The organism is Rhizobium sp. Root1212 (genome assembly GCF_001424985.1).
In the GTDB taxonomy this organism is placed as follows: Bacteria; Pseudomonadota; Alphaproteobacteria; order Rhizobiales; family Rhizobiaceae; genus Pararhizobium.
This window is the reverse complement of record NZ_LMDA01000014.1, coordinates 54,826-75,954: the sequence shown is the minus strand read 5'-3', so window position 1 is coordinate 75,954 and position 21,129 is coordinate 54,826. Positions and strand designations below refer to the sequence as shown.

The window sequence follows — 21,129 nt, the reverse complement described above, 5'->3', positions numbered from 1 at the left end:
CTAGCACGGCGATGTTCCATCCAAATTAGCCACGCAGGCGGGCGAAGGAACAACGACGGTACTGGTATCTGCTGCGACCGGTAAAGGAATGGTTTCCGGGCCTTTCGAATTTCGCGAGATATCCGGATTAGGCACAACCTGAACGTTCTTCTCCACCGGCACTTCGCGAACGGTAACGGTTTGCGCCGCAACCGGCCGCGCTGTCCTGACCGTGCGGCCCGGCTGGAGGTCTTCGGACAACGGCTTGATCGGATTGGAGGTGCGGCCGAGCCCGGCATCCACCGGCGGCGGCGCGCCATACGGGTTCCAGCCCGGCTTGCTGATGCCGGCGCGGATCGTGTAGCCGTACATGACCGACAAGAGCTTTTCCTCGCTCGCCCCCTCTTCGCAGAGCCGCAACCGCACCTGGATGGTGCCGCCGTTCTGGAAGCCGGACCGATCCTGCTCGCTGGAGCGGATCTGCTGCCAGGCATAAAGGCAGGAATCGTTTTGCCGCCCGTGCCCGAAGGCATAGCCGAAGGGACCGTAGTCATTCTGCAGGAAAAGGCCCGAGCGTCTCATCGCCACGCCGGGAACCGCTTCCCGGATTTCGCCGGCAATCACGCTTTCGCGCACCGAGGCATAACCCAGAGACTTTCCGCCGTCACGCTCGATACCGACGGGACCGAAAATCTTGATGCGCAGGAAATTCTGCCCCGGCGTCGCGGCTGAAGTGAAGAGCAGCACATCCTGCTGATCGGCGTTGGTGAACTTGCGCGAGACGACGCTGACGACGGCCGGTCCGCCCGGCGGCGGCAGCGCCATTGCCTCTTCGGCCGGAACGGTGGTTGCGCTTTCGGTCAGGCGAATACCATCGCGCGGCGCACCACATGCAGCAAGCGCGCTCAGGAGCGCGATCGGCAAAACGGTTTTCAAAACGCAGAGCCCCCCGAAGGCCCGACCGTTGCGGAGCCCCGAAAGAAATCCCCCCAAAAGGGTGTTTTGCCGAATCAAGGGTAGCCGAATCATGATCCACTGTTAAAGGATCAAGGCCGCCGCGGGAATCCCGATCCATCGTTACGCATAATTCAGGATTGAATATTCGGTGGATTCAGCTTCCGGATGCGAACGACACTCGTCGTTTCAACCCGCTTTTCACCGGGCTCATTGCTGCAGAAAAACCCGCACGCTCGCCGCTCGTCCGGCCGCGTCGACCACGGTCAGGGTCGAATAGCCCGCCCCATCCGGCATCCACTGGGTGGTGCGGCGGCGCGACAGGTCTTCCATCGGCTTGCCGTTCGCGAGCCAGCGGAAGGGTGCACGGCCGCCCTGCAGCTTCAGCGTCAGGGGCTGGGGCGTGCCGGTGGCAGACGTGCCGAGTTCGACACGCGCGCCTTCCGGCGGATAGACGATCTGGGGGGCTGCTTCCCGCGCACCCGCGACCACGAGCCCGCCCGCGGTGGTCGCAAACCGCCGCTGGCTGATGGGCAATTCCGCCTGTGCGATGCGAACCGCGCCGGGCGGCGCGCTCGGCAGACGCGATATAGCAATGCCGGAGCGGTTGAAGGCTTCGAACAGGATCGGTGCAGCGCTGGCATAACCGGCCATACCGGGAACGGCGGCATTGTCCGGCCGGCCGATCCAGACGCCCAGCACATAACGGCCGTCGAAACCGACCGACCAGGCATCGCGATAACCGTAGCTGGTGCCGGTCTTGTAGGCGATGCCGCGCTGGCGGCTGCCGGCCGGCGCGATAACGCCGGAGAGCACATCCGCGACATTCCAGGTGGCGACCGGGTCGAGCAGCGGATCGCCGGCGATGACTGCGGGTTCGGCATGGATGCCATCGCCCAGCGTCACCGGCTTGCCACTGTTGGCGAGCGCCGCATAGAGCTGCACGAGATCGGTCAGCGTAATACCGAGACCGCCGAGGCCGATCGCAAGCCCCGGCGCCTCGTTATCCGGCAGGATCGGCCGCACATCGGCGCGTCGGAAGCGCATCAGGAGCCGAGCCGGCCCGACCGCATCGAGAAGCCGCACCGCTGGCACATTGAGCGACAGCTGCAAAGCTTCGCGGATGGTGACATCGCCCTGATAGCTCATGTCGAAATTGCGCGGACGATAGCCGAAGAAATCGGCCGGACGATCCTCGATGATCGTCTCCTGCGCCACCAGCCCCTCTTCAAAGGCGAGGCCATAGATGAAGGGTTTCAGCGTCGAGCCCGGCGAACGGGCGACGCGGGTCATGTCGATCCAGCCCGAGCGGCTGGCGTCAAAATAATCGGCAGAGCCGACTTCACCGACGATCTCGCCGGTGCGGGCATCGGCCATGATCAGCGCCACGGAAACCTTGGGATCGAGCCGCGACGCGGCCTCACGCGCCACCGTCTCAAGCTCGCTCTGGATGCGCCGGCGCAAGGTCGTCTGGTGGATGGCCTTTGCCGGGTCCTTGCGGCGCGCGGCTTCGGCGAGATGGGCGGCATAGGCAGGCAATTGCAGCCGGCGCGACGGAACCGGCACCAATGCCGCCCGCTCCGCTTCACCATCGCCCAGGATTTCCGAGACAGCCATGCGCTGCAGCACCCGTTCCCGCGCCGCCGCGGCGATCTTCGGATTGCGATCCGGCCGGCGCTTTTCCGGCAATTGCGGGATCGCAACGAGGAGCGCGGCTTCCGGCACGCTGAGCTTGCGCGGCTCCTTGCCGAAATAGGCAAGGCTCGCGGCCCGGATGCCTTCGAGATTGCCGCCATAGGGCGCAAGGGTCAGGTAGAGATCGAGGATTTCGGCTTTCGACAGCCGCCGCTCGATCTGGATGGCGCGCGCCACCTGCCGCAGCTTGGCGCCGAGATTGCGGCTCTCACGCGGCTCGATCAGGCGCGCCACCTGCATGGAAAGCGTCGAGGCGCCGGAGACGACGCGGCCATGGGTGACGAACTGCCAGGCCGCGCGGGCGATGGCATAGGGATCGACGCCGCGATGTTCGTAGAAACGCCGGTCCTCATAGGCAACCAGCATATTCAGGAAGCGCGGGTCGATCTCCTTTGCCGTCGTCTTCAGCCGCCAGCGGCCCTCCGGGGTCGCGAAGGCCCGCAGCAACTGCCCGTCGGCATCATGCACCTCGGCCGAGATGGTCTCGGCGCGTTGCAGCGGTGGTGGAAAGGCCCGGTCGGCCGCGTCGAGCCCCAGCGGCACGATGACCGCCAGAGCTACAATCGCAGCCGCCGAGACAAGCCACCGCCGCCTCATCACTCGACCGCCTGGACTTCCATGCGGCCCATCGCGGTACGGGCCGAGAATTGCGGCCGGTACATATCCTCGACGGTTGCCGCTGGATGATCGTAGGTACCGGGCGTTACCGCGCGCACCACGTAGGCGACGGTGATCGTTCGGTTATCCCCGGCACTGCGATCGAAGGCCGCGACAAAGCGGTCATAGCGGAACTCCGTATGGGCGGCTTCGATCTCGCCGAGCCAATCGAAATTGGCAAGCTTGGCGCTATCGACGAGGCTCGGATTATCGATCTCGAAGCCGGCGGGCAGCAGATCGGTGATCAGCACGCGCGAGGCCCAGTCGTTGCTTTCGGTGGCATTGATGACCACGACGTAGCGATCGTTTTGCTTCGCCTCGGTGATATTCGCCTCCTCGCCGTCCAGCGTGTAGTAGGTGCGCTGGATATCGAAGCCGTTGCCGCCGGCCGGCAGCGGATAGGCGGGCGCGGCCACCGTTGTCACGACGGCGGTTACGACATCCTTGGAGCGGTTGACGAGCGTGACGGGCGTATCGAGCACGTCATCGCCGCTCATGCGGGCGGAATAGCCACCGCTCTCTGCCTCGCCATTGACCTCGACCTTCAGGTCCTTGTCGCCCTTCTGGATCGCGCGGGCGGCGAGCAGCATCCACATCTGCTCCTGCGTGCTCGTATAGGTCTGCTGCTCCCATTCGCGGGAAACGAGCTTGGCCATTTGCGGGATAATCGCCGGCACCGGCCGGCTTTCGGCAGCAAGTGTCAGCACGGCGGCGTTGTCGCGCAGCGCGGAACCATAATCCGAGCGGGCAAGGTTCGGCGTCGCGGTCGAGGCCATCTGCAGCGCATCTTCGAAGATCGCGCCCGAACGCTGGGCATCGCCGTAAAGCGCAAGTGCTGCAGCGAGATGCCCCTTGGAGAGCGGCGTCGGGAATTCCGCAAGCTTCGTATCGGCATAGAAGCGCAGGTCGCTGATCGCGGCCTTGCGGTTGCGGGCGAGCACATAGAGCGCATAGGCCATCTCGTTGCCGCGATCGACGACGTTGCTATCATAGCTCAGCGCGTTCTGGAGATTGTCCAGCGCCTGCACCATCGCCTGTTCCGGCACGTCGTATTTCAACTCGCGGGCGCGGGTCAGGAAGTCGCTGACATAGGCATCGAGCCAGAGATCGCCGGAGCCCGGCCCCCAGAGGCCGAAGCTGCCGGAGGACGACTGGTAGGAGAGCACCTTGTAGATCGCCTCCTGCACCCGCTGCTTCACGCCCTCCTCATCCGGCATATCGGACTGTTTCAGGAGTTCGCTGAGATAGAGCAACGGCAGCGCCCGGCTGGTCGTCTGCTCGGCGCAGCCGTAAGGATAGCGCTCCAGCGAGGTCAGCAGCGCCGGAATATCGAACGCCGCCGAGCGGGTGACGTTGATCGCGACCGAAGCGCCTTGCAGCACGCTTTCGGCCAGGAGTTCGCTGTCCACCTTGAGGCTTTCGCCGGGTTTCAGCGTGATCGGGTTGCGAGTGGTGACCGGCAGCGCTGCCGGGCGCACCGGCACGGCAATCGCCTGATCGAAGGTCGCCCCATCCGCGCCTGCAAGCTTGATCGAGATCGCGCCCGAGCCCGGATGTACGCCCGAGAGCGGCAAGGTCACGTCGAACTTTCCACCCTGCGCCAGCGGGAAGGTCTGCTCCGTCAGTTTCCTGTCGATGGCAATCGAGGCATCGGCCTCGACGGTCAGGCGGACATCGCCGGCCGGCGCATCGGTGTTGGCGATATCGAGGCGTAATTCGGCCTTGTCGCCGGGGGCGAGCACCTTCGGCATGCTGGCGGTAACCACGATCGGATCGCGGATGATCACATCCTGGCTGGCATGGCCGACACCCGCCTTCGACCAGGCGACGGCCATCACCCGCGCCGTGCCGTTGAATTGCGGGATATCGAAGCTGATGATCGCCTTGCCTTCGGCATCGAGCGTCACCGGCCCGGAGAAGAAGGCGACGAGCTTTTCGGTGGGCGGGTTGCCCTGCAGCGCCATTTCGCCGCCGTCACCGCCGGTGCGCAGCCTGCCCATGGCCCCGAGTGAACCATCGATCAGCCGGCCGTAGAGATCGCGGATTTCAAGCCCGAGCCGGCGCTGGCCGAAATACCAGCCATCCGGGTCCGGCGCCTCGTAACGCGTCAGGTTGAGGATGCCGACATCGACGGCGGCGACCGTGACATAGGCCCCCTCGCCTGCCCCTGCGCCGGTCACCTGAACCGGGATATTCAGCGTCTGCCGCGGCAGCGTCTTTTCCGGCAGGTCGAGCTTAATGGCGAGCTTACGCTCGGCCGGATCGACCGGCAGCCATTTGACGCCGATGGCGCGCATCGGCATGCGGCTTTCCTGCGCATCGCCCGGACGATAAAGCGTTGCCGTGACATAGACCCCGGCGCCGAATTCCGGTGTTACCGGCAGCTCGATCTCGCCGCCTTCGGCCGCCACGCTCGCCGTCTTTGTGGCGATCAGGTTTTCGGAGCCGACCGTCACCAGCACTTCACCGGCGAAACGCGGCGAAATCTTCAGCTTGGCGGTATCGCCGATGGCGTAATGTTCCTTGTCGAGAGCGATTTCGAGCCCATCCGGCGTTTCCGTCGAGGTCGCCTCGACATACCAGCCGGCATCGAATTCGACGCTGGTTGCCGGGCCGCCGGGTTCTGCGGTCTCGACTTCGAGCCGGTAACGGCCCCAATCGACAGCGGCGGAAATCTCCGCACCGTTTTCACTCGTGTCGACGTTTCCGGTCGAAATCTGCCGGGTGGAAATCACCGGCTCGTAACGCCATGCCGTTCCATCGCGATACCATTGATAATCGCGTTCGACGGCGAGCAGCTTCCAGCCGAGCTTGGTGCCCGCCAGCTTCTTGCCATCGGCCCCGATGGCGATGACATGGAAGCGGCCGACGGAATTTTCCTGCAGATCACCGCTGAATTCCGGCTTGATGCCGATCATCTCGGATTGCGGCTTGACCGGCAGGGTCAGCTTGCGCTCGACGGCGCGGCCGCCGGCCTCGCGCATGCGCATGGTGATCTCTGCATTGAGCAGGCGCGTGGTCGAGGGCAGTTCCGGCAGGGTGACGTCGAGGGCGGCTTCGCCATCCTCGTCCAGCGGTTCCAGAAGATCGAGCGAGGTGAGGCTGTCTTCGCTCTCCTCCTCGTCGGCAAGGCCGAAAAGGTAACCGGGGAAATCCATGCTTTCGCGGGTGGTCTTGAGCGCGATATCGCCTTCCAGCTCCAGCCCGGCGGCGGGCGCGCCATAGAGGTAGCGGCCCTTGATATCGACGGGGATCGGCTGTTCGGCATCGACCTGCTTCAGGTCGCTCTTCATGTCGAATTCGACACGATCCGGTACGAAATCATCGACTTGAAAGGTCTTTTCGCTGATCGACGAGCCCTTGGGGTCGGTGAACACCCGCACCATCCAGGTGCCGCGCATGGCGTTCGGCTGCAGCGGCAGATCGAGCGCATAACCGCCCATCTGCTTGCCATCGCTGACGAGGCGGCGATCCTCCACCCCATCGGGCCGGGTGAAAATGAAGGTCAGCGGCAGGTTCTCGACGGCCTGCGCGCTGGAATCGCGGGCAAGGGCCGAGACATGCACGGTCTCGCCGGCACGATAAATGCCGCGCTCGGTCCAGGTGAAGATATCGAGCGCGCCGGGCGCGGCGCGGCCGGTGACGCCGCGGTCGGAGAGGTCGAAGCCGGCGCGGGTCATGTCGAGGAAGACATAATCGTCCGTGCCGTTTTCGGCTGAAATCACCGCCGGCATGAGGGCGGCGGTGCCGCGGATCAAGCCGGCCGTAAAGGTGGCGCGGCCATCGGCATCCGTGGTTGCGGTGCCGAGCACCTCATTGTTCTTGGCAAGCAGGTTGAGCTTCACACCGCTGATCGGCTTCGCGCTCGCCAGCGAACGGGCAAAGACAGTCAGTCCATCGCTGCCGGAATAGGTGGCAAGGCCGATATCGGAAACGAGGAACCACTGGGTGGCGCGGCTGTCCCATTCATTGTTGACGCCGGTGGAGGAGACCGCCGTCAGCACATAGACGCCCGGCTTTCGCTTCGGCAGCACTTCATCGACCGGGAAGGAGGTCACGACCTCTTTGTTGAGTTCCGGCGCGATATCGATCGAACCTTCCCAGACCAGCTCGCCGCTTTCGTCCTTGATGCGGTCGGCGCTGTAGCCGTCGAGCTGGGTGAGGAACTGCGACGAGGTCATCAGCGGCGCGATGGCTCGGTCGCCGACCCGGTAGAGTTTCAGGTTGGCGCTCGAGGTATTGACCGAAACGATCGGAATGCCCCGGCGGGCCGTGGACGGCAGCACGAAGCTGTCGCCGGTGAAGCGCACCATGGCGGAACGATCGGGAATATAGAGGTCGAGATCGATATTCTGTTCCAACGGCTCGTCGGAGATCGACGACGGCAGGCCGCGGCGCAGCGACAGCTTGTAGCGCTGGCCGTGATCGAGGCCTTCGACGCAGATCTGCGACCCCGTGGCTTCCAGCGCCTTGGGCGCCTCGCCGTTCAGGCTGACGTAAGGGGTGTAATCGACGCCGAGCTTGACCAGCGGCTCGGAGAAGGTGACGCAGGCGCGCGGCGTAGCGCTGTCGGCATCGATGGTATGATCGCTGACGCGAAACCCTTCGCGGGTGCGCAGGTCGAGATAGGCCGCGCGCACGGTGCGGGCATCGACCAGCGCAAGGCTCGCCTTGTAGGCATTGAGGGCTGCCCGGCCATTGCCGGATTGCTGAAGTGCGAAGGCCAGCACGGAAAGCGCATCGGCGCGCTCTTGTGTGGTGCGGGTCAGTTGGTAGCCGTTCAGCGCCGAAAGCGAGGCCTGCACCGCGACATCGGAATTGCCGGTGATGCGATTGGCGGCGCGCGCCGTCTCGATCCAGAGATCGGCATCGCCGGGCTCGATCGCCAGCGCGCCGCGGAAGGCGAGAAGCGCGGCATCGATATTGTTGTTGTTCAGCTCGCGACGGGCGGCGGCCTTCAGGCTTTCGAAGCCGCGCGTCTTCTGGTCGTCGGTCAGTGTGAGGCTGTCCTTAACATTGCGGGCATCGGTGAGAAGCTGCTCGGAAATGAAGGGCAAGGCGGGGGCCGCGCCGATATCGGCTTCGCCGGTATCAGCCTCGATCACCTTGCCGCCGATCGCGCCGGCAAAACGGTTGACCTGATTGAAGTCGGATTTCAGGAAGCACCATTTGACCTTCGGATTGTAGGTGAAGGCCTTGCAGGAACTATCGGAAAGACAAATATTTTCGCAATCTGCGAGGCTGACATTCTGCTCGGTGCGCAGATCGAAACCGAAGTAATCGCTGTCCTTGCTGATGACCACATGGCGGTCGGCTGCGAGTGTCGGCCCTGCCACCAGAGCGACCAGAAAGGCAAAGTTCCGGATAAGCGCGCGCATCGACATTCGTCCCCCAACCACTGCCGTTTTCGATCTGCCCGCACTGTTGGAGGATCGCCTCCATTTGTCAACGGACGGCATGAAGACGGTTCTCCTTGCAGCTTTATTCGGGAAGGGCGTAAAATCTCCGCGCGAGCGGCAGGAACGTCTCGGCTGCTTGATCGTTGTGGTTCATCCCCATCAGGAGATTTCCGCATGCGCTTCTTGACGATCCCGCTTGTTGTCGCGGCTTTCTCGCTTTTCGCCGCCGGTCCCTCGTTCGCGAGCGAAGCCGAATATCTGGCTTCCCTGCAGGGAAACCTGAAGGGCACCGGCTTTGCCAAACTGCGCACCAACCGGATGGCGATGAACCTAACCTGCACCTTCACCTCGGTTGCCAAACCGACGTCGCTGTCGCTTTCCGGCACATGCCGCAGCCTCGGCGTCTTCAAGCGCAATATCAATGCGCGGCTCAACGTTTCCGGCTCTCGCTATCGCGGCACCTATACCGGCGCCGCCAGTGGCCCGGCGACCCTTTCTGGAACGCGCGCGGGCAATACGATCCAGCTTCAGGTTCATTGGTCGAAGGAGATCAATGGCGACAGATCCGCCACGATGCGCATCGAGCGCGTTGGCCGAAACGGCATCCGCATCGTCACAATCGATCGCGACCCGACAAGCGGCAAATCGGTCGTGACGTCGCAGATCGATCTCAGCCGCGGGTGATCGTTCAGCCCGCCCGCAATTGCGGCATGGCGCGTGTTTCGATCAGGCCGGCGGCGGCATAGGCCTGAGTGACGATCTCCGGCACGAGGTCGATATCCGGCAACGAGCCTAACCCGAGCGGCCCGATGGCAAAGAGACCGACCGGCCTGGTCTTCGGCCCCATCAGTTCGCCCGCCGGATTGACCGCGAGCCCGAGATCGAGTTCGTCGGTCGCAGCCAGCCCATCCCGCAGGAGGCCGGCAATCACCGGCTCGCTCAAATCCGGCGCAAGGCACCGGCAGTCGATGACGTCGCTGGCAGCAAACAGGCTTTCCCCGGTCTCGCCGGCCCAGCGAACGCGGAGCCCCGCGCGCACCGTTCCGAGCGCAGTGCCACGGCGAAGCTCCGTTCCGCCCGAGGCAAGTTCCCGCTCCAGCCGCGCATGGACATCGGCCGGAAGCCGGTTGCGATGGGCATCGTAGATCGAGCGCAGATGGCGGTTGAACTGGCGCTTTTCGCTCGGTGGAAGCGAGGCCCAGAGCGAGCGCGCCCGTTTGCGCAGGCCGTTCATCGTCGCCTGCCAGCTCCAGCCGTTTTCCTCGGCCTCGGCGCAGGCATCGCGCACGAAACGCACGATCTGGCGTAGATTGGAGGGCATGGGATGGTTCGGAAAGACGGCATCGGCCGGAAGCCGCGTGTGCGGCTGCGGCAGGAACCCGCGCCGGGAAACAATGGTGATGCGCCCGCGAAAGCCGCCGTCGCGCAGTTGCAGCACCTGATCGACGGCGCGAAGGCCGCTGCCGAGCACCACGACATGCTCGCCTTCGTGCCCGCCATCGGAAAAGGCATCCATCGCCACGAGACGGGATTCCGCCCGCTTGCGGCCGAAGCCGGTGGCGAGGATCACATCGTGGACACGCGCCGCATCGCCCTCTTCGAAAGCGATCTCGAACTGGCCGTTTTCGGTCGGCCGCACGCTCGAAACGCTTTCGCCCGACATCTGCACCGTCACATCCTTGCGCTCGGCAAGCGCCTCGGAAAAACGCTGGTAGACATAGTCGCTGAAGGTCGATTTCGGCACGAAGATCTGGCCGAAGCCGGGAATGGCGGCGGAGACCGCCTGCCGGAACGGCGCATTGGCCTGAAGCCAGCGGGTGAAATCCTTCGGCTCTCCGGTGGAGACCGAAAGGTCGCGCGCGCGGCTGTTCAGGATTTCCGTCGAGCGTGCCGTGAGCAACGCCTGTCCACCGCTGACGGTCGGCATCGGATCGATGAGGCGAAGGCGGAAGGGACGGCGCACCGTCTTCAGAAGCGCGATCGCCATCATCATGCCGGAAAAGCCGCGGCCGATCACGGCCATCTGAAGCATCAGCCCGGCATACGGCGGCATAAACCCATGTACCGTCATGTCATTCTCCTCTCCGCCCCTCCGGCTGGATCGTTGAACTCACACTGCAAGAGTACGGATCGTTAATAGTCTATCAAATTTGTCATCTTAGGCAAGCGCTTGCAAGCCCCTCCTGCCAAACGCCCCCGGCACAAGACCGGGGGCGTAGGGGGAGCGATCAGGCAGGACGCATCTGGTTCTGTGCCGAAAGGCGCTTCAGCACCAGTGCGAGATCGGCATCGTCATGGTGCATCGCCCGCTTGCGCAGGAGCACGCACATGACCCTGGCAGCCGTCGAGAAGGTCATCTCGTCGATCGAGTTCTGGCTTGTCATCGGCCGCGTCAGCCGTTCCTTGATTTCGATCAGCATGTTGCGCGGCAAGATGTCGGTGCAGAACCGCATATGATCGAAAACCTCGGCGATCGAGAAACGATCGCCCTGGAATTCCACCGTCGGGACCAGAGCCCCGGCATCCCAGTCGTCGTAAGCCTCCAGCGCGTCGCGAAACAGTTGCTGGAGCGTAATCGGCGCATGGCCGTCGTGCAGTTCAGGCAGTAGAGTGTTCATCGGCGTCTCCTCGCGTCAAGGTCGATTACTCTGCTGTCGACATAACTCGACGCAATAAAAATGCACGAGAACCGATTTATGTCCAAACAAAAAAGAATAAAATTCGCTGACGCTCGAAAATCAGGAAATTTCTTCCGGCTAAATCAAGACGTTAGACGTCATGAAAAATTCCGTGATCGGCGCGGCGCGTGAGCGCTTCCCGACTTTTCGGGCGCGGCGAACCGGTTTCGGCCAGCAAATCAGCAGCCCGAATCCCTGCATGGCCGACACGAAAAAACCGATGCGGATAGCATCGGCTTGTCGCTTTTCGGTGTCCTGCTCCGCTCTGCGAACCATACTCGCGCACGGCCGAAAGCAACGAACGTGGAGGCCTGCCGGCAATTAGCGCGGCAGGGTCATGTGACGGTTGACGTCCTTGTAGAGCAGGTAGCGGAAATTGCTCGGACCACCGGCATAGCAGGCCTGCGGGCAGAAGGCGCGCAGCCACATGTAATCGCCGGCTTCGACTTCGACCCAATCCTGGTTCAGGCGGTAGACCGCCTTGCCTTCCAGCACGTAAAGCCCATGCTCCATGACGTGGGTTTCGGCAAAGGGAATGACGGCGCCCGGCTGCAGGGTAACGATCGTCACATGCATGTCGTGACGCAGGTCGTTCGGATCGACGAAACGGGTCGTCGCCCACTTGCCGTCGGTGCCCGGCATGGCCGAAGGCGTGATGTCCTTTTCATTGGCGAAGAAGGCCTCCGGCACATCGAGGCCTTCGACGGCCTGATAGGCTTTGCGAACCCAGTGGAAGCGGGCGTGGGCGGAGCCCTTGTTGCGCAGCTTCCAGCCGCTTGCCGGCGGCAGGAAGGCGAAGCCGCCGGGGGTCAGCGTCTGGCTCTTGCCGGCGACATCGATGGTGACTTCGCCATCGACGACAAAGATCACGCCTTCCGCACCGTCATCCGTTTCCGGCCGGTCGCTGCCGCCGCCCGGCGCCACTTCCATGATGTATTGCGAGAAGGTTTCGGAAAAACCCGATAGCGGCCGCGACAGAACCCAAAGCCGGGTGTTTTCCCAGAAGGGCAGGAAACTGGTGACGATATCCATCATCACGCCCTTGGGGATCACCGCATAGGCCTCGGTGAAGACCGCGCGCCCCGTCAAAAGCTCGGTCTGCGCCGGGTGCCCGCCCTTGGGTGCAAAATACGTCCGTTCCGTCATTTCGTCCTCAATCCTTCCCCGATAAATATGGCTTTCCGCCCATTCGGCGATGTCCACTCGCAGGCATCGTTAGCATGTCGCGATAGACCCCGGTACCGGGAAAAAATGCGAAAATCCTTTCCTGATACGGTGGGGAAACGAGGGAAATGCGGACCACGGAAAGAGATCGTTAACCGTATCGGACGTTCCCTGGGGAACCGCCGATATTGCGTCGCACAATTACCGTTCTTCGACGCTCGAAAGGGGCTCCGGCGACAGAGGAAGGACATGTCACATGGTCAAGACGCAATGGGGTGCATTGTTGGCGGTGGTCACGCTATCGCTGATCGTTTCGGGCGCGTTGCACATCGCCATATCGCGCACCCCCGCCCCAGCGGTTCCGGCCGGCGTTTCCGCGGAAACGACGGCCTCTATCCCGAAGGAACAGTAGTTCAGAAGCTCAGCGTCGTCTTCTGCCGGCCGTCCTCATCGAAATTCTCCGGCTGCAGCCAGCGTTCGTAACCCGCCTTCAGGGCCAGCCATTCGCCGTCGATGATCGAAAACCAGGCCGTGTCGCGGTTGCCGCCCTTGGTCACCATGTGCTGGCGGAAGACGCCTTCGAAGGTGAAGCCGAAACGCTCGGCCGCACGCTTGGAAGGTGCATTGAGATTGTTGCATTTCCATTCGAACCGGCGATAGCCGAGCCTATCGAAGGCGTAAGACGCAAAGAGATAGAGCGCTTCCGTCGCCATGCGTGTGCGGGCAATGGCTGGCCCCCAGAGAATATTGCCGATCTCGATCACGCCGTGCACGGCATCGATGCGCATCAGCGCCTGACGGCCTTCGGCACGGTCCGTCTTCCTGTCGATGACGGCGAAAAACATCGGGTCTTCCGAGGCCGCCGCCTTTTCGAGCCAGGGCAGGAATGCCGCATAGTCTGCCGGCGTCTCCTCGAAGAGATAGCGGAAGCGATCGTCGGCCCCCGGCGCTTGGGCGGACGTGAAAAGATCATGGCCGTGGCGCTCCACACTCAGCGGCTCCAGCCGGACATAGCGTCCTTCAAGGGCAATACGTTGTGGGCGCTCCACGCCCTTCCATTGGGAAAGTTCCATTGCAATATCCTGTGGTCTGTCAAAAGGTCCGGCGACGCGCATCTTGCACGCTCCGGCGGGGGAATCCAGCGTCAGCGCAGCCGGCCGGACCGGATCAACGCATCGAGTTCGGCAGGCAGCGCAATGCCGCCGTGAAGATCAGGTGCAGGTTGCGCTTCGGTCAGGCCGTTGCGCACCGGAATGACCCCGGCCCAGACGGGCACGTCGGCCTCCTCGGGATCGCCGGGCGGCGCATCGCGCACCTTGGAGGTTGCCTCTTCGATGTCCATCCAGAGCACCGATGTCGCCTTCAGTTCCTGATCCTGCATCGGGCGCAGATGCTCCCAGCGGCCTGGAAAATAGCTCTCGGTGAACAGCCGCAGCGCCTCTGCCTTTTCAGCCACGTCCTCGACGATGCGCGCCGTGCCGAACAGCATGGCCGAGCGATAGTTGACGGAGTGGTTGAAGGCGGAGCGGGCCAGCACATAACCATCTAGCAGGCTGCAGGTCAGACAGACCGGCGTATCCACGACCTTGCGCAGGAAGCGGCTGGCGGCGGAGCCGTGCCAATAGACCCGATCGCCCTCGCGCCAATGCAGCGTCGGCGTCACATAGGGCGCGCCGTCGATCGTATAGCCGATATGGCTCAAGGGACAGGCATCGAGCACCGCAAAGACATCGGCGTGCTTGTGGCTGCCGCGATCATGGCGGCGGCGCAAGCGGCTGCGTTCGGTGGCCGGAAAAACATCAGCGGAAGAATTTGGAGAAGACATGGTTACCTCATCGATCCCCATGAGATTGCCCGGAAAAGCGGCCTGATGTAAAAAGCCACTTTCCGCATTTTGGGCAAACCACTTTATCATGGCGATCCTTCAACCCGCATGGCTGGATCTTGACCGCAAGGCGGGCGATCTCGAGGGGCAGATTTACCGGGCGCTGCGCGACCGCATCCTTGGCGGCAAGCTCGCCGCCGGGCAGCGCCTGCCCTCCACCCGGCAACTGGCCGTCACCCTGTCCGTCGCACGCTCCACGGTGGTCGACGCCTATGACCGGCTGAAGTCGGAAGGCTATATCGAGGCGACGACCGGCTCCGCCACCCGCGTCGCCACGCTGTCGTCCGCACCCTGGAATACCGCCCCACCGCTCCGGAAAGAGACCCCGCCGCCGCAGCTTTCCCCCGCCGGCGACGGTATGTTCCGGCCGGGCACGCCGGATGTTTCCGATTTTCCCCATGCCGCCTGGGGCCGCTGCCTTGCCGCTCGGGCGCGGTCGTTACGCGTCCACGACCTCGGCTACGAAGACGCCTGCGGCCTGCCTTATCTGAAGGAAGCCGTGCTGGAACATGCCACCGCAAGCCGCGGTATCTCGGCGGCACCCGAACAGGTGCTGATACTGCCCTCTACCCGTTCCGCCATCAATCTGCTCTCTCGGCTGATCCTCCGCCCCGGCGACGATACCGGCAATGTCGCCTGGGTGGAGGAAGCGAGCTATCCCTCCGCCCGCCGTCTGATGCTGGAAGCCGGCGCGCGGCTTTTCGCCATCCCCTGCGACGACGCCGGAATCGACGTTTCCCGCGCCGGAGCACCAGACCCAAGCCTGATCTACGTCACCCCATCCCATCAATATCCGACGGGAGCAACAATGAGCCTGCCACGCCGGCTCGCCCTCCTTGAAAGGGCAAGGCAAAGCGGTGCGCTCATTATCGAGGACGATTACGACAGCGAATTCCAATACGGCTCTCGCCCGATTGCGGCCCTTCAGGGTATCGATCGCGCCGGTGTCGTCGCCTATCTCGGCACCTTCGCCAAGATATTGGCCCCTGGCCTGCGCATAGCCTATGCGATCGTCCCCAGCCATCTCGTGACTCAAGCCTCGCAAGCCATGCAGCACCAGGGCCTCGCTACCGCCATTCACATCCAGGCAGCCCTTGCCGATTTCATCCGCGAAGGCCGGCTGCGCGCCTATCTGCGCCAGATGAACGCCCGCTATGCCGAGCGCATGCAGGCCATAACAACAACCCTCGACCGCCTCTGCGGCGACCGGCTGGAGATCGCCAAAGGCCACGGCGGCCTGCAACTCGCAACCTGGTTCAAGGACCGAGCGACCGACGACATTGGGCTTGTTTCAAGGCTGGGGGCGCAGGCCCAGGGGCTGCAGCCGATGTCACAGTTCTACCTTTCGGCCCCAAGGCCGGGTCTGCTGTTCGGGATCGCGCGGGTGGATGTGGGGCGCTTACATGAAGCGATCGTAGATATTTTAGACCGAGCCGCATCATAAGCGACGAGGATACGGCGCAGTTTGCTCCGCGCCGTATGAGTTATCCGGTCGTTTTAGTTCAACAAAACCGAGATCAAGTTCGCCGCCACATTATCAAGCGGTCCACCGTCGCAACGCTTAGCCGAGGGACTTTCCTGGCAAAGCTTGTTCATGGCTTGGATGGTCGAGCGCGTCAAAAGCCCGTTGACCGGCCCAGAATACAAGCCCCGCTGCTTCAAACGATCCTGTGCGACGTACACATATGCGTTCGGGTTCGTGTAGCGCAGGCGCGAAATCGTGCTGGACTGAATAGCGGGCGGCGCCCCAGAGAGGGAAGCGGCAAGCTCCTTGAAGTCCGTTACCGACGTAGCGGAAGCCGCCAAAAGCACAATACGCTCACGTGCCAGATCTTGGGGGGCATAAAGTTTCTCATAGCGAACCAGAATATCGCGGGCTTTCGAAATATTTTGGGGAATGTCTTTCCCTCGACCGTCCCTATAGATCGCCAGAAGCATATTTGCGGCGCGCGAATTACCCCTGTCCGCAGCTTCCGTCAGCGACTTCACGGCTTTGGCAGCATTTTTTGGCAGTCCCTTTCCGGAAATCTGCAAATTGGCCAATGTCGCAACCGCCTGTTCATTTCCTTGTTTGGCAGCATCCGTGATCAGTTGAACACCGATATTCTTGTTAAATTTGGCACCATACCGCTGATAGACGTAGTTTTCCCCTAAAGCCAACAACGCCTGGCTCTGCCCCATCGCAGCAGCCTTTCGATAGTAGTCGATCGACTTCTTCGCGTTTTTGGGCACGAGGGTCCCGTCTCGATAAATTTCTCCGAGACGAATGAAGGCATAGGCATTACCGGCTTCTCCCGCGGCCAAGAAAGCCTTGATGCCGGCGTCAGCGTCCGCCTGGACGAAATCACCGCGAGAAAGAAAATCCCCAAGAGTATAAAATGCGCTATTATTTTGCGCAGTTGCTTCTTCTATCAAAGCGAGGCCATGGTTGGCATCCTTAGATACGCCTTTGCCTGTGATATAGGCTTCACCCAAGCGAATCTTTCCGGTTGGATTACCGGCATCGGCCGCACGCTGGAATGCGTCAAAGGCCTTCTGCGGATCAGCCACGATGACCTCGCCGCGACCTCCTCAATCAGCGACAGGCCTTTCGAAACATCCGCCGCTACGCCCATGCCCTTGATATAGGCATTGCCGAGGCTAACCTTGCCCCACGCATTGCCGGCATCGGCCGCACGCTGGAATGCGTCAAAGGCCTTCTGCGGATCAGCAGCAATGACTGTTCCGTCTCGGTAGAGTTCACCGATGCGGGTGAGGACACCCGTATTGCCGGCATCAAGCGCACGCTGATAGTAGGAAAGCGCCTTTTCACCATCAATCGGGACAGGACCGCCACGCGAATACACATCGCCGAGCGCCTGCAGTGCGCCACCATTGCCAGTCGCGGCAACCTCTTCGATCAATGACAGACCTTTTGAGACATCTGTCTCTACGCCCACGCCCTTGATATAGGCTTCACCCAAGCGAATCTTTCCGGTTGGATTACCGGCATCGGCCGCACGCTGGAATGCGTCAAAGGCCTTCTGCGGATCAGCCACGATGNGCCAAGGAATTGTTCACGGTCGATCCATATGGTTGGCATCCTTAGATACGCCTTTGCCTGTGATATAGGCTTCACCCAAGCGAATCTTTCCGGTTGGATTACCGGCATCGGCCGCACGCTGGAATGCGTCAAAGGCCTTCTGCGGATCAGCCACGATGACTGTTCCGTCTCGGTAGAGTTCACCAATCCGGACGAGGACACCTGAACTACCAGCGTCAAGCGCACGTTGGTAATAAGAAAGCGCTTTTTCGCCGTCAATGGCGACAGGACCGCCACGCGAATACACGTCGCCGAGCGCCTGAAGCGCGCCACCGTTGCCGCTCGCCGCGACCTCCTCAATCAGCGACAGGCCTTTCGAAACATCCGCCGCTACGCCCATGCCCTTGATATAGGCATTGCCGAGGCTAACCTTGCCCCAMGCATTGCCGGCATCGGCCGCACGCTGGAATGGAGCTTTCGCCGGGCGTATTGAGCAGNGGACCCGAAATACGGCGGGCCACCGTTGCCGCTCGCCGCGACCTCCTCAATCAGCGACAGGCCTTTCGAAACATCCGCCGCTACGCCCATGCCCTTGATATAGGCATTGCCGAGGCTAACCTTGCCCCAAGCATTGCCGGCATCGGCCGCGCGCTGGAATGCGTCAAAGGCCTTCTGCGGATCAGCAGCAATGACTGTTCCGTCTCGGTAGAGTTCACCGATCCGGGTGAGAGCACCTGCATTTCCCGATTCAGCCAATTTCTCTAAATCCGCGACGGCCCGCTGAACCACTTCACGGTCCGTGGATGTGCGTATCTTGGTTTGCAGTTGCTCAAGGGTCTCAGGTGGTTTCACCGCGCTCTGTTCAACACCCTGAGCATTTGCGGCGAGCACATTGACTGCTCCAAAAGGAAACGTCGCGAGCATGGTTCCGAGAATAAGGAAATTCTTCATTTGCTCTCCTCAAAGATACATAAAAAATAACTAACAATGATCGCGGAAGCTATAGGAGCCTATCTCACCCGTCCAGCTTCCACGCTTCAGTTCAAGTAAAGGTGAAGCGGAAAAGCCTGCCGTTGGTGGACGGCAGGCCTGCAGAGAAAATTAACGGGAAAGATGGTTACGGGCTTCTTTCACATCTCCATATCCGCGCCCGGCACCTCAGCCACATCCCGGCCGCCGGCAATGATCGAGCGTTTACCGACGTGGTTGGCGGGGCCGACGAGGCCTTCCTGTTCCATGCGTTCAACCAGCGAAGCCGCGCGATTGTAGCCGATCGACAGGCGGCGCTGGATATAGGAGGTGGAGCACTTCTTGTCGCGCATGACAACCTTGACGGCCTTGTCATAGAGATCGTCGCCGTCGTCCTCGCCCATCGCGGTCTTGTCGAAGACGGCTGCATCTTCTTCCGCCGCGTCCTCGATTTCGTCGGCATCCTCGGTGACCGTGCCGAGATATTCCGGCCGCCCTTGAGTCTTCAGATGCGCGACAACCTTTTCGACTTCCTCGTCGGAGATGAAGGGGCCGTGGACGCGGGCGATGCGGCCGCCGCCCATCATGTGCAGCATATCGCCCTGGCCGAGCAGATGCTCCGCGCCTTGTTCGCCAAGGATGGTGCGGCTGTCGATCTTCGACGTCACCTGGAAGGAGATGCGGGTCGGGAAGTTGGCCTTGATCGTGCCGGTGATGACATCGACCGAGGGACGCTGCGTTGCCATGATCAGATGGATACCGGCCGCACGCGCCATCTGCGCCAGCCGCTGGATCGCGCCTTCGATCTCCTTGCCGGCCACCATCATTAGGTCGGCCATCTCATCGACGATGACGACGATATAAGGCATCGCCGCGAGGTCCATTTCTTCCTGCTCGTAGATCGGCTCGCCGGTCGAACGGTCGAACCCGGTCTGGACGCTGCAGAGGATGGTTTCGCCCTTGGCGCGGGCGGTTGCCGCACGGGTGTTGTAACCGTCGATATTGCGCACGCCGAGCCGCGACATCTTGCGATAGCGGTCTTCCATCTCGCGCACCGCCCACTTCAGCGCCATGACGGCCTTCTTCGGGTCGGTCACAACGGGCGTCAGCAGATGCGGGATGCCGTCATAGACGGACAGTTCCAGCATCTTCGGATCGACCATGATCAGGCGGCACTCTTCCGGCTTCAGGCGGTAAAGCAGTGACAGGATCATCGTGTTGATGGCGACCGACTTGCCCGAACCGGTGGTGCCGGCGACGAGCAGATGCGGCATCTTCGCCAATTCGGCCACGACCGGCTCGCCGCCGATGGTCTTGCCGAGGCAAAGGGCCAGCTTCTGGCGGGTCTCGGTATAATCACCGGACTCGATCAGTTCGCGGAAATAGACGGTCTCGCGCACCGGGTTCGGCAGTTCGATGCCGATGACGTTGCGGCCGGGCACCACGGCGACGCGGGCCGAGAGCGCCGACATCGAGCGGGCGATATCGTCGGAAAGGCCGATGACACGTGAGGATTTGACGCCCGGAGCAGGCTCGAATTCATAGAGCGTGACGACCGGGCCGGGGCGCACGTCGATGATCTCACCCTTGACGCCGAAATCTTCCAGCACGCTTTCGAGAAGGCCGGCGCTCTGCTCCAGGGCCTCCGGCGACATGGTGGTGGTTTCCTGTATCCGCGGCTCCTGCAGCAGGTCGATCGGCGGAAACTCATATTCGCCTTCGGAAAAGACGACATCGCGATTGAACGGCAGAGACGACTGCGGCTTGATCAGCGGGCGCATCTCGATCTTCGGCTGAGCCTGTTCGACAGGTTCAGGCACGACCGGGAGGACGGTAACCGGCTCGGCAACCGCGACGGCGACTGGCTCGGCAACGGCCGGAGCTTCCACCGATACCAGCGGGCGGCAATCAATCTGACGGTAGAGGGCGGCGACGGACATTTCCGGCGCGGCGAAGACCGGCAACGGCAACGTCGGCTTTGCCGCAACAACGGGTGTGGCGATGATGGGCGTGACGGTAACAGGGGCGGTCAGTATCACCGGCGCGGCGATGGCGGGTGCCGGAACGATCGGGGCCATGGCCTTTGCCGCAACGGGCTCGGGAAGGTCTTCCGCCTCCGGAGTACCGATCGCTTCCCAGAAGGCATAATCGGAGAGATGGCTGCCGACATTCGGAAGGATCGAGGCGGGAACGGAAACCGGCTCCACCTCCGCCTCAAGCGGGAAGCAGGCGATATCGATCTGCTCTTCGACGCTTGCTTGCGGCGGCGTGTCTACCGCAGCCGGAATTTCGGTGGCATGGCCATCAGCCTCGCGGTTTTCTTCGACGGCACGCGCCTCTTCTTCCAGCCGGCGGGCCAGTTCGCGGCGCAGACGGTAGGACAGCGCAAGGGCGCCGACCGGCTGCGGGATGATTTCCGGCTTGGCGATCTGCGGTTCGGCCGGCGGGCGCTTGACGATCAGCGCAGGCGGGCGTTCGGCCGGGACAATGGCCTCCGGCACGATTTCGACGGCTTCTGGCTCGGCCGGCGGCGTTTCCGCGGCTGGGCGCTTGGCAAAGGCGCTTTCGGGCGTGCGGGTAAAGCGCACGTTCGGGCCGAGCACGAAGGCGCTCTGCCAGACGGGCATGTCGCCGCGCCCCTCGATGCTGTTTGCCGCCATAGCGTCGGCATCCTGGCGCATCTGCGGCGCCGGTGCCTGAGTTTGAGACGGCGTTAACGGCCGGCGG

At 62.6% G+C, this 21,129-nt stretch carries 14 protein-coding genes; 3 read left to right on the top strand and 11 right to left on the bottom strand.

Translation table 11 applies throughout. The features are described from left to right. The 3 genes from bcsN to ASC86_RS15570 form a co-directional block, all read right to left on the bottom strand. Positions 1–915, bottom strand: coding sequence for a cellulose biosynthesis protein BcsN (gene bcsN, locus ASC86_RS15580; RefSeq protein WP_162245012.1), 915 nt, complete (start codon positions 913–915; stop codon positions 1–3). Between the two features lie 228 nt (positions 916–1,143). After that, positions 1,144–3,225 (bottom strand): penicillin-binding protein 1C, encoded by a 2,082-nt coding sequence (pbpC, locus tag ASC86_RS15575; RefSeq protein ID WP_056322966.1) that lies wholly within the window; start codon positions 3,223–3,225, stop codon positions 1,144–1,146. Further along, positions 3,225–8,663, bottom strand: coding sequence for an alpha-2-macroglobulin family protein (locus tag ASC86_RS15570; protein WP_056322995.1), 5,439 nt, complete (start codon positions 8,661–8,663; stop codon positions 3,225–3,227). The genes pbpC and ASC86_RS15570 overlap by 1 nt, the downstream gene beginning before the upstream one ends. A gap of 195 nt (positions 8,664–8,858) precedes the next feature. On the opposite strand from ASC86_RS15570, the gene ASC86_RS15565 reads away from it, so the two are divergent. Then, on the top strand, positions 8,859–9,368 hold the full coding sequence (locus ASC86_RS15565) for a hypothetical protein (protein ID WP_056322963.1): 510 nt from the start codon (positions 8,859–8,861) through the stop codon (positions 9,366–9,368). A gap of 4 nt (positions 9,369–9,372) precedes the next feature. Here the strand turns inward: ASC86_RS15565 and ASC86_RS15560 are convergent, their stop codons facing one another. The 3 genes from ASC86_RS15560 to ASC86_RS15545 form a co-directional block, all read right to left on the bottom strand. Next, positions 9,373–10,755 carry an FAD/NAD(P)-binding protein gene (locus ASC86_RS15560; protein WP_056322960.1) on the bottom strand — a complete coding sequence of 461 codons (1,383 nt, stop codon included), beginning with the start codon at positions 10,753–10,755 and terminating at the stop codon, positions 9,373–9,375. A gap of 157 nt (positions 10,756–10,912) precedes the next feature. Further along, positions 10,913–11,302, bottom strand: a complete 390-nt coding sequence (locus tag ASC86_RS15555; RefSeq protein WP_056322957.1) for a hypothetical protein — start codon at positions 11,300–11,302, stop codon at positions 10,913–10,915. 381 nt (positions 11,303–11,683) lie between these two features. Continuing rightward, on the bottom strand, positions 11,684–12,508 hold the full coding sequence (locus tag ASC86_RS15545; RefSeq protein ID WP_156387076.1) for a bifunctional allantoicase/(S)-ureidoglycine aminohydrolase: 825 nt from the start codon (positions 12,506–12,508) through the stop codon (positions 11,684–11,686). A 274-nt stretch (positions 12,509–12,782) separates the two neighbouring features. On the opposite strand from ASC86_RS15545, the gene ASC86_RS25870 reads away from it, so the two are divergent. Continuing rightward, the gene (locus ASC86_RS25870) at positions 12,783–12,938 is read left to right on the top strand and encodes a hypothetical protein (RefSeq protein ID WP_156387075.1); all 156 of its coding nucleotides are present in this window, start codon (positions 12,783–12,785) and stop codon (positions 12,936–12,938) included. Between the two features lies 1 nt (position 12,939). Here ASC86_RS25870 and ASC86_RS15540 read toward each other — a convergent pair whose 3' ends face one another. Both ASC86_RS15540 and ASC86_RS15535 read right to left on the bottom strand, forming a co-directional pair. Further along, entirely contained in the window at positions 12,940–13,599 is a 660-nt protein-coding gene (locus tag ASC86_RS15540) for a GNAT family protein (RefSeq protein ID WP_056322951.1), read from the bottom strand. A 71-nt stretch (positions 13,600–13,670) separates the two neighbouring features. Then, positions 13,671–14,351, bottom strand: a complete 681-nt coding sequence (locus tag ASC86_RS15535; RefSeq protein WP_056322991.1) for a pyridoxamine 5'-phosphate oxidase family protein — start codon at positions 14,349–14,351, stop codon at positions 13,671–13,673. 88 nt (positions 14,352–14,439) lie between these two features. On the opposite strand from ASC86_RS15535, the gene ASC86_RS15530 reads away from it, so the two are divergent. Continuing rightward, a complete protein-coding gene (locus tag ASC86_RS15530) occupies positions 14,440–15,855 on the top strand; it encodes a PLP-dependent aminotransferase family protein (protein WP_056322949.1) in 1,416 nt (471 codons plus the stop codon). A gap of 53 nt (positions 15,856–15,908) precedes the next feature. On the opposite strand, the gene ASC86_RS15525 is transcribed toward ASC86_RS15530, so the two are convergent. The 3 genes from ASC86_RS15525 to ASC86_RS15505 form a co-directional block, all read right to left on the bottom strand. After that, positions 15,909–16,886 (bottom strand): tetratricopeptide repeat protein, encoded by a 978-nt coding sequence (locus tag ASC86_RS15525; RefSeq protein ID WP_162245011.1) that lies wholly within the window; start codon positions 16,884–16,886, stop codon positions 15,909–15,911. Positions 16,887–17,931: 1,045 nt separating this feature from the next. Continuing rightward, the coding region (locus tag ASC86_RS15510; protein WP_210170358.1) for a tetratricopeptide repeat protein at positions 17,932–18,384 on the bottom strand (453 nt) is incomplete at its 3' end. A 179-nt stretch (positions 18,385–18,563) separates the two neighbouring features. Continuing rightward, entirely contained in the window at positions 18,564–21,062 is a 2,499-nt protein-coding gene (locus ASC86_RS15505) for a DNA translocase FtsK (RefSeq protein WP_244477622.1), read from the bottom strand. Positions 21,063–21,129: the final 67 nt, after the last annotated feature.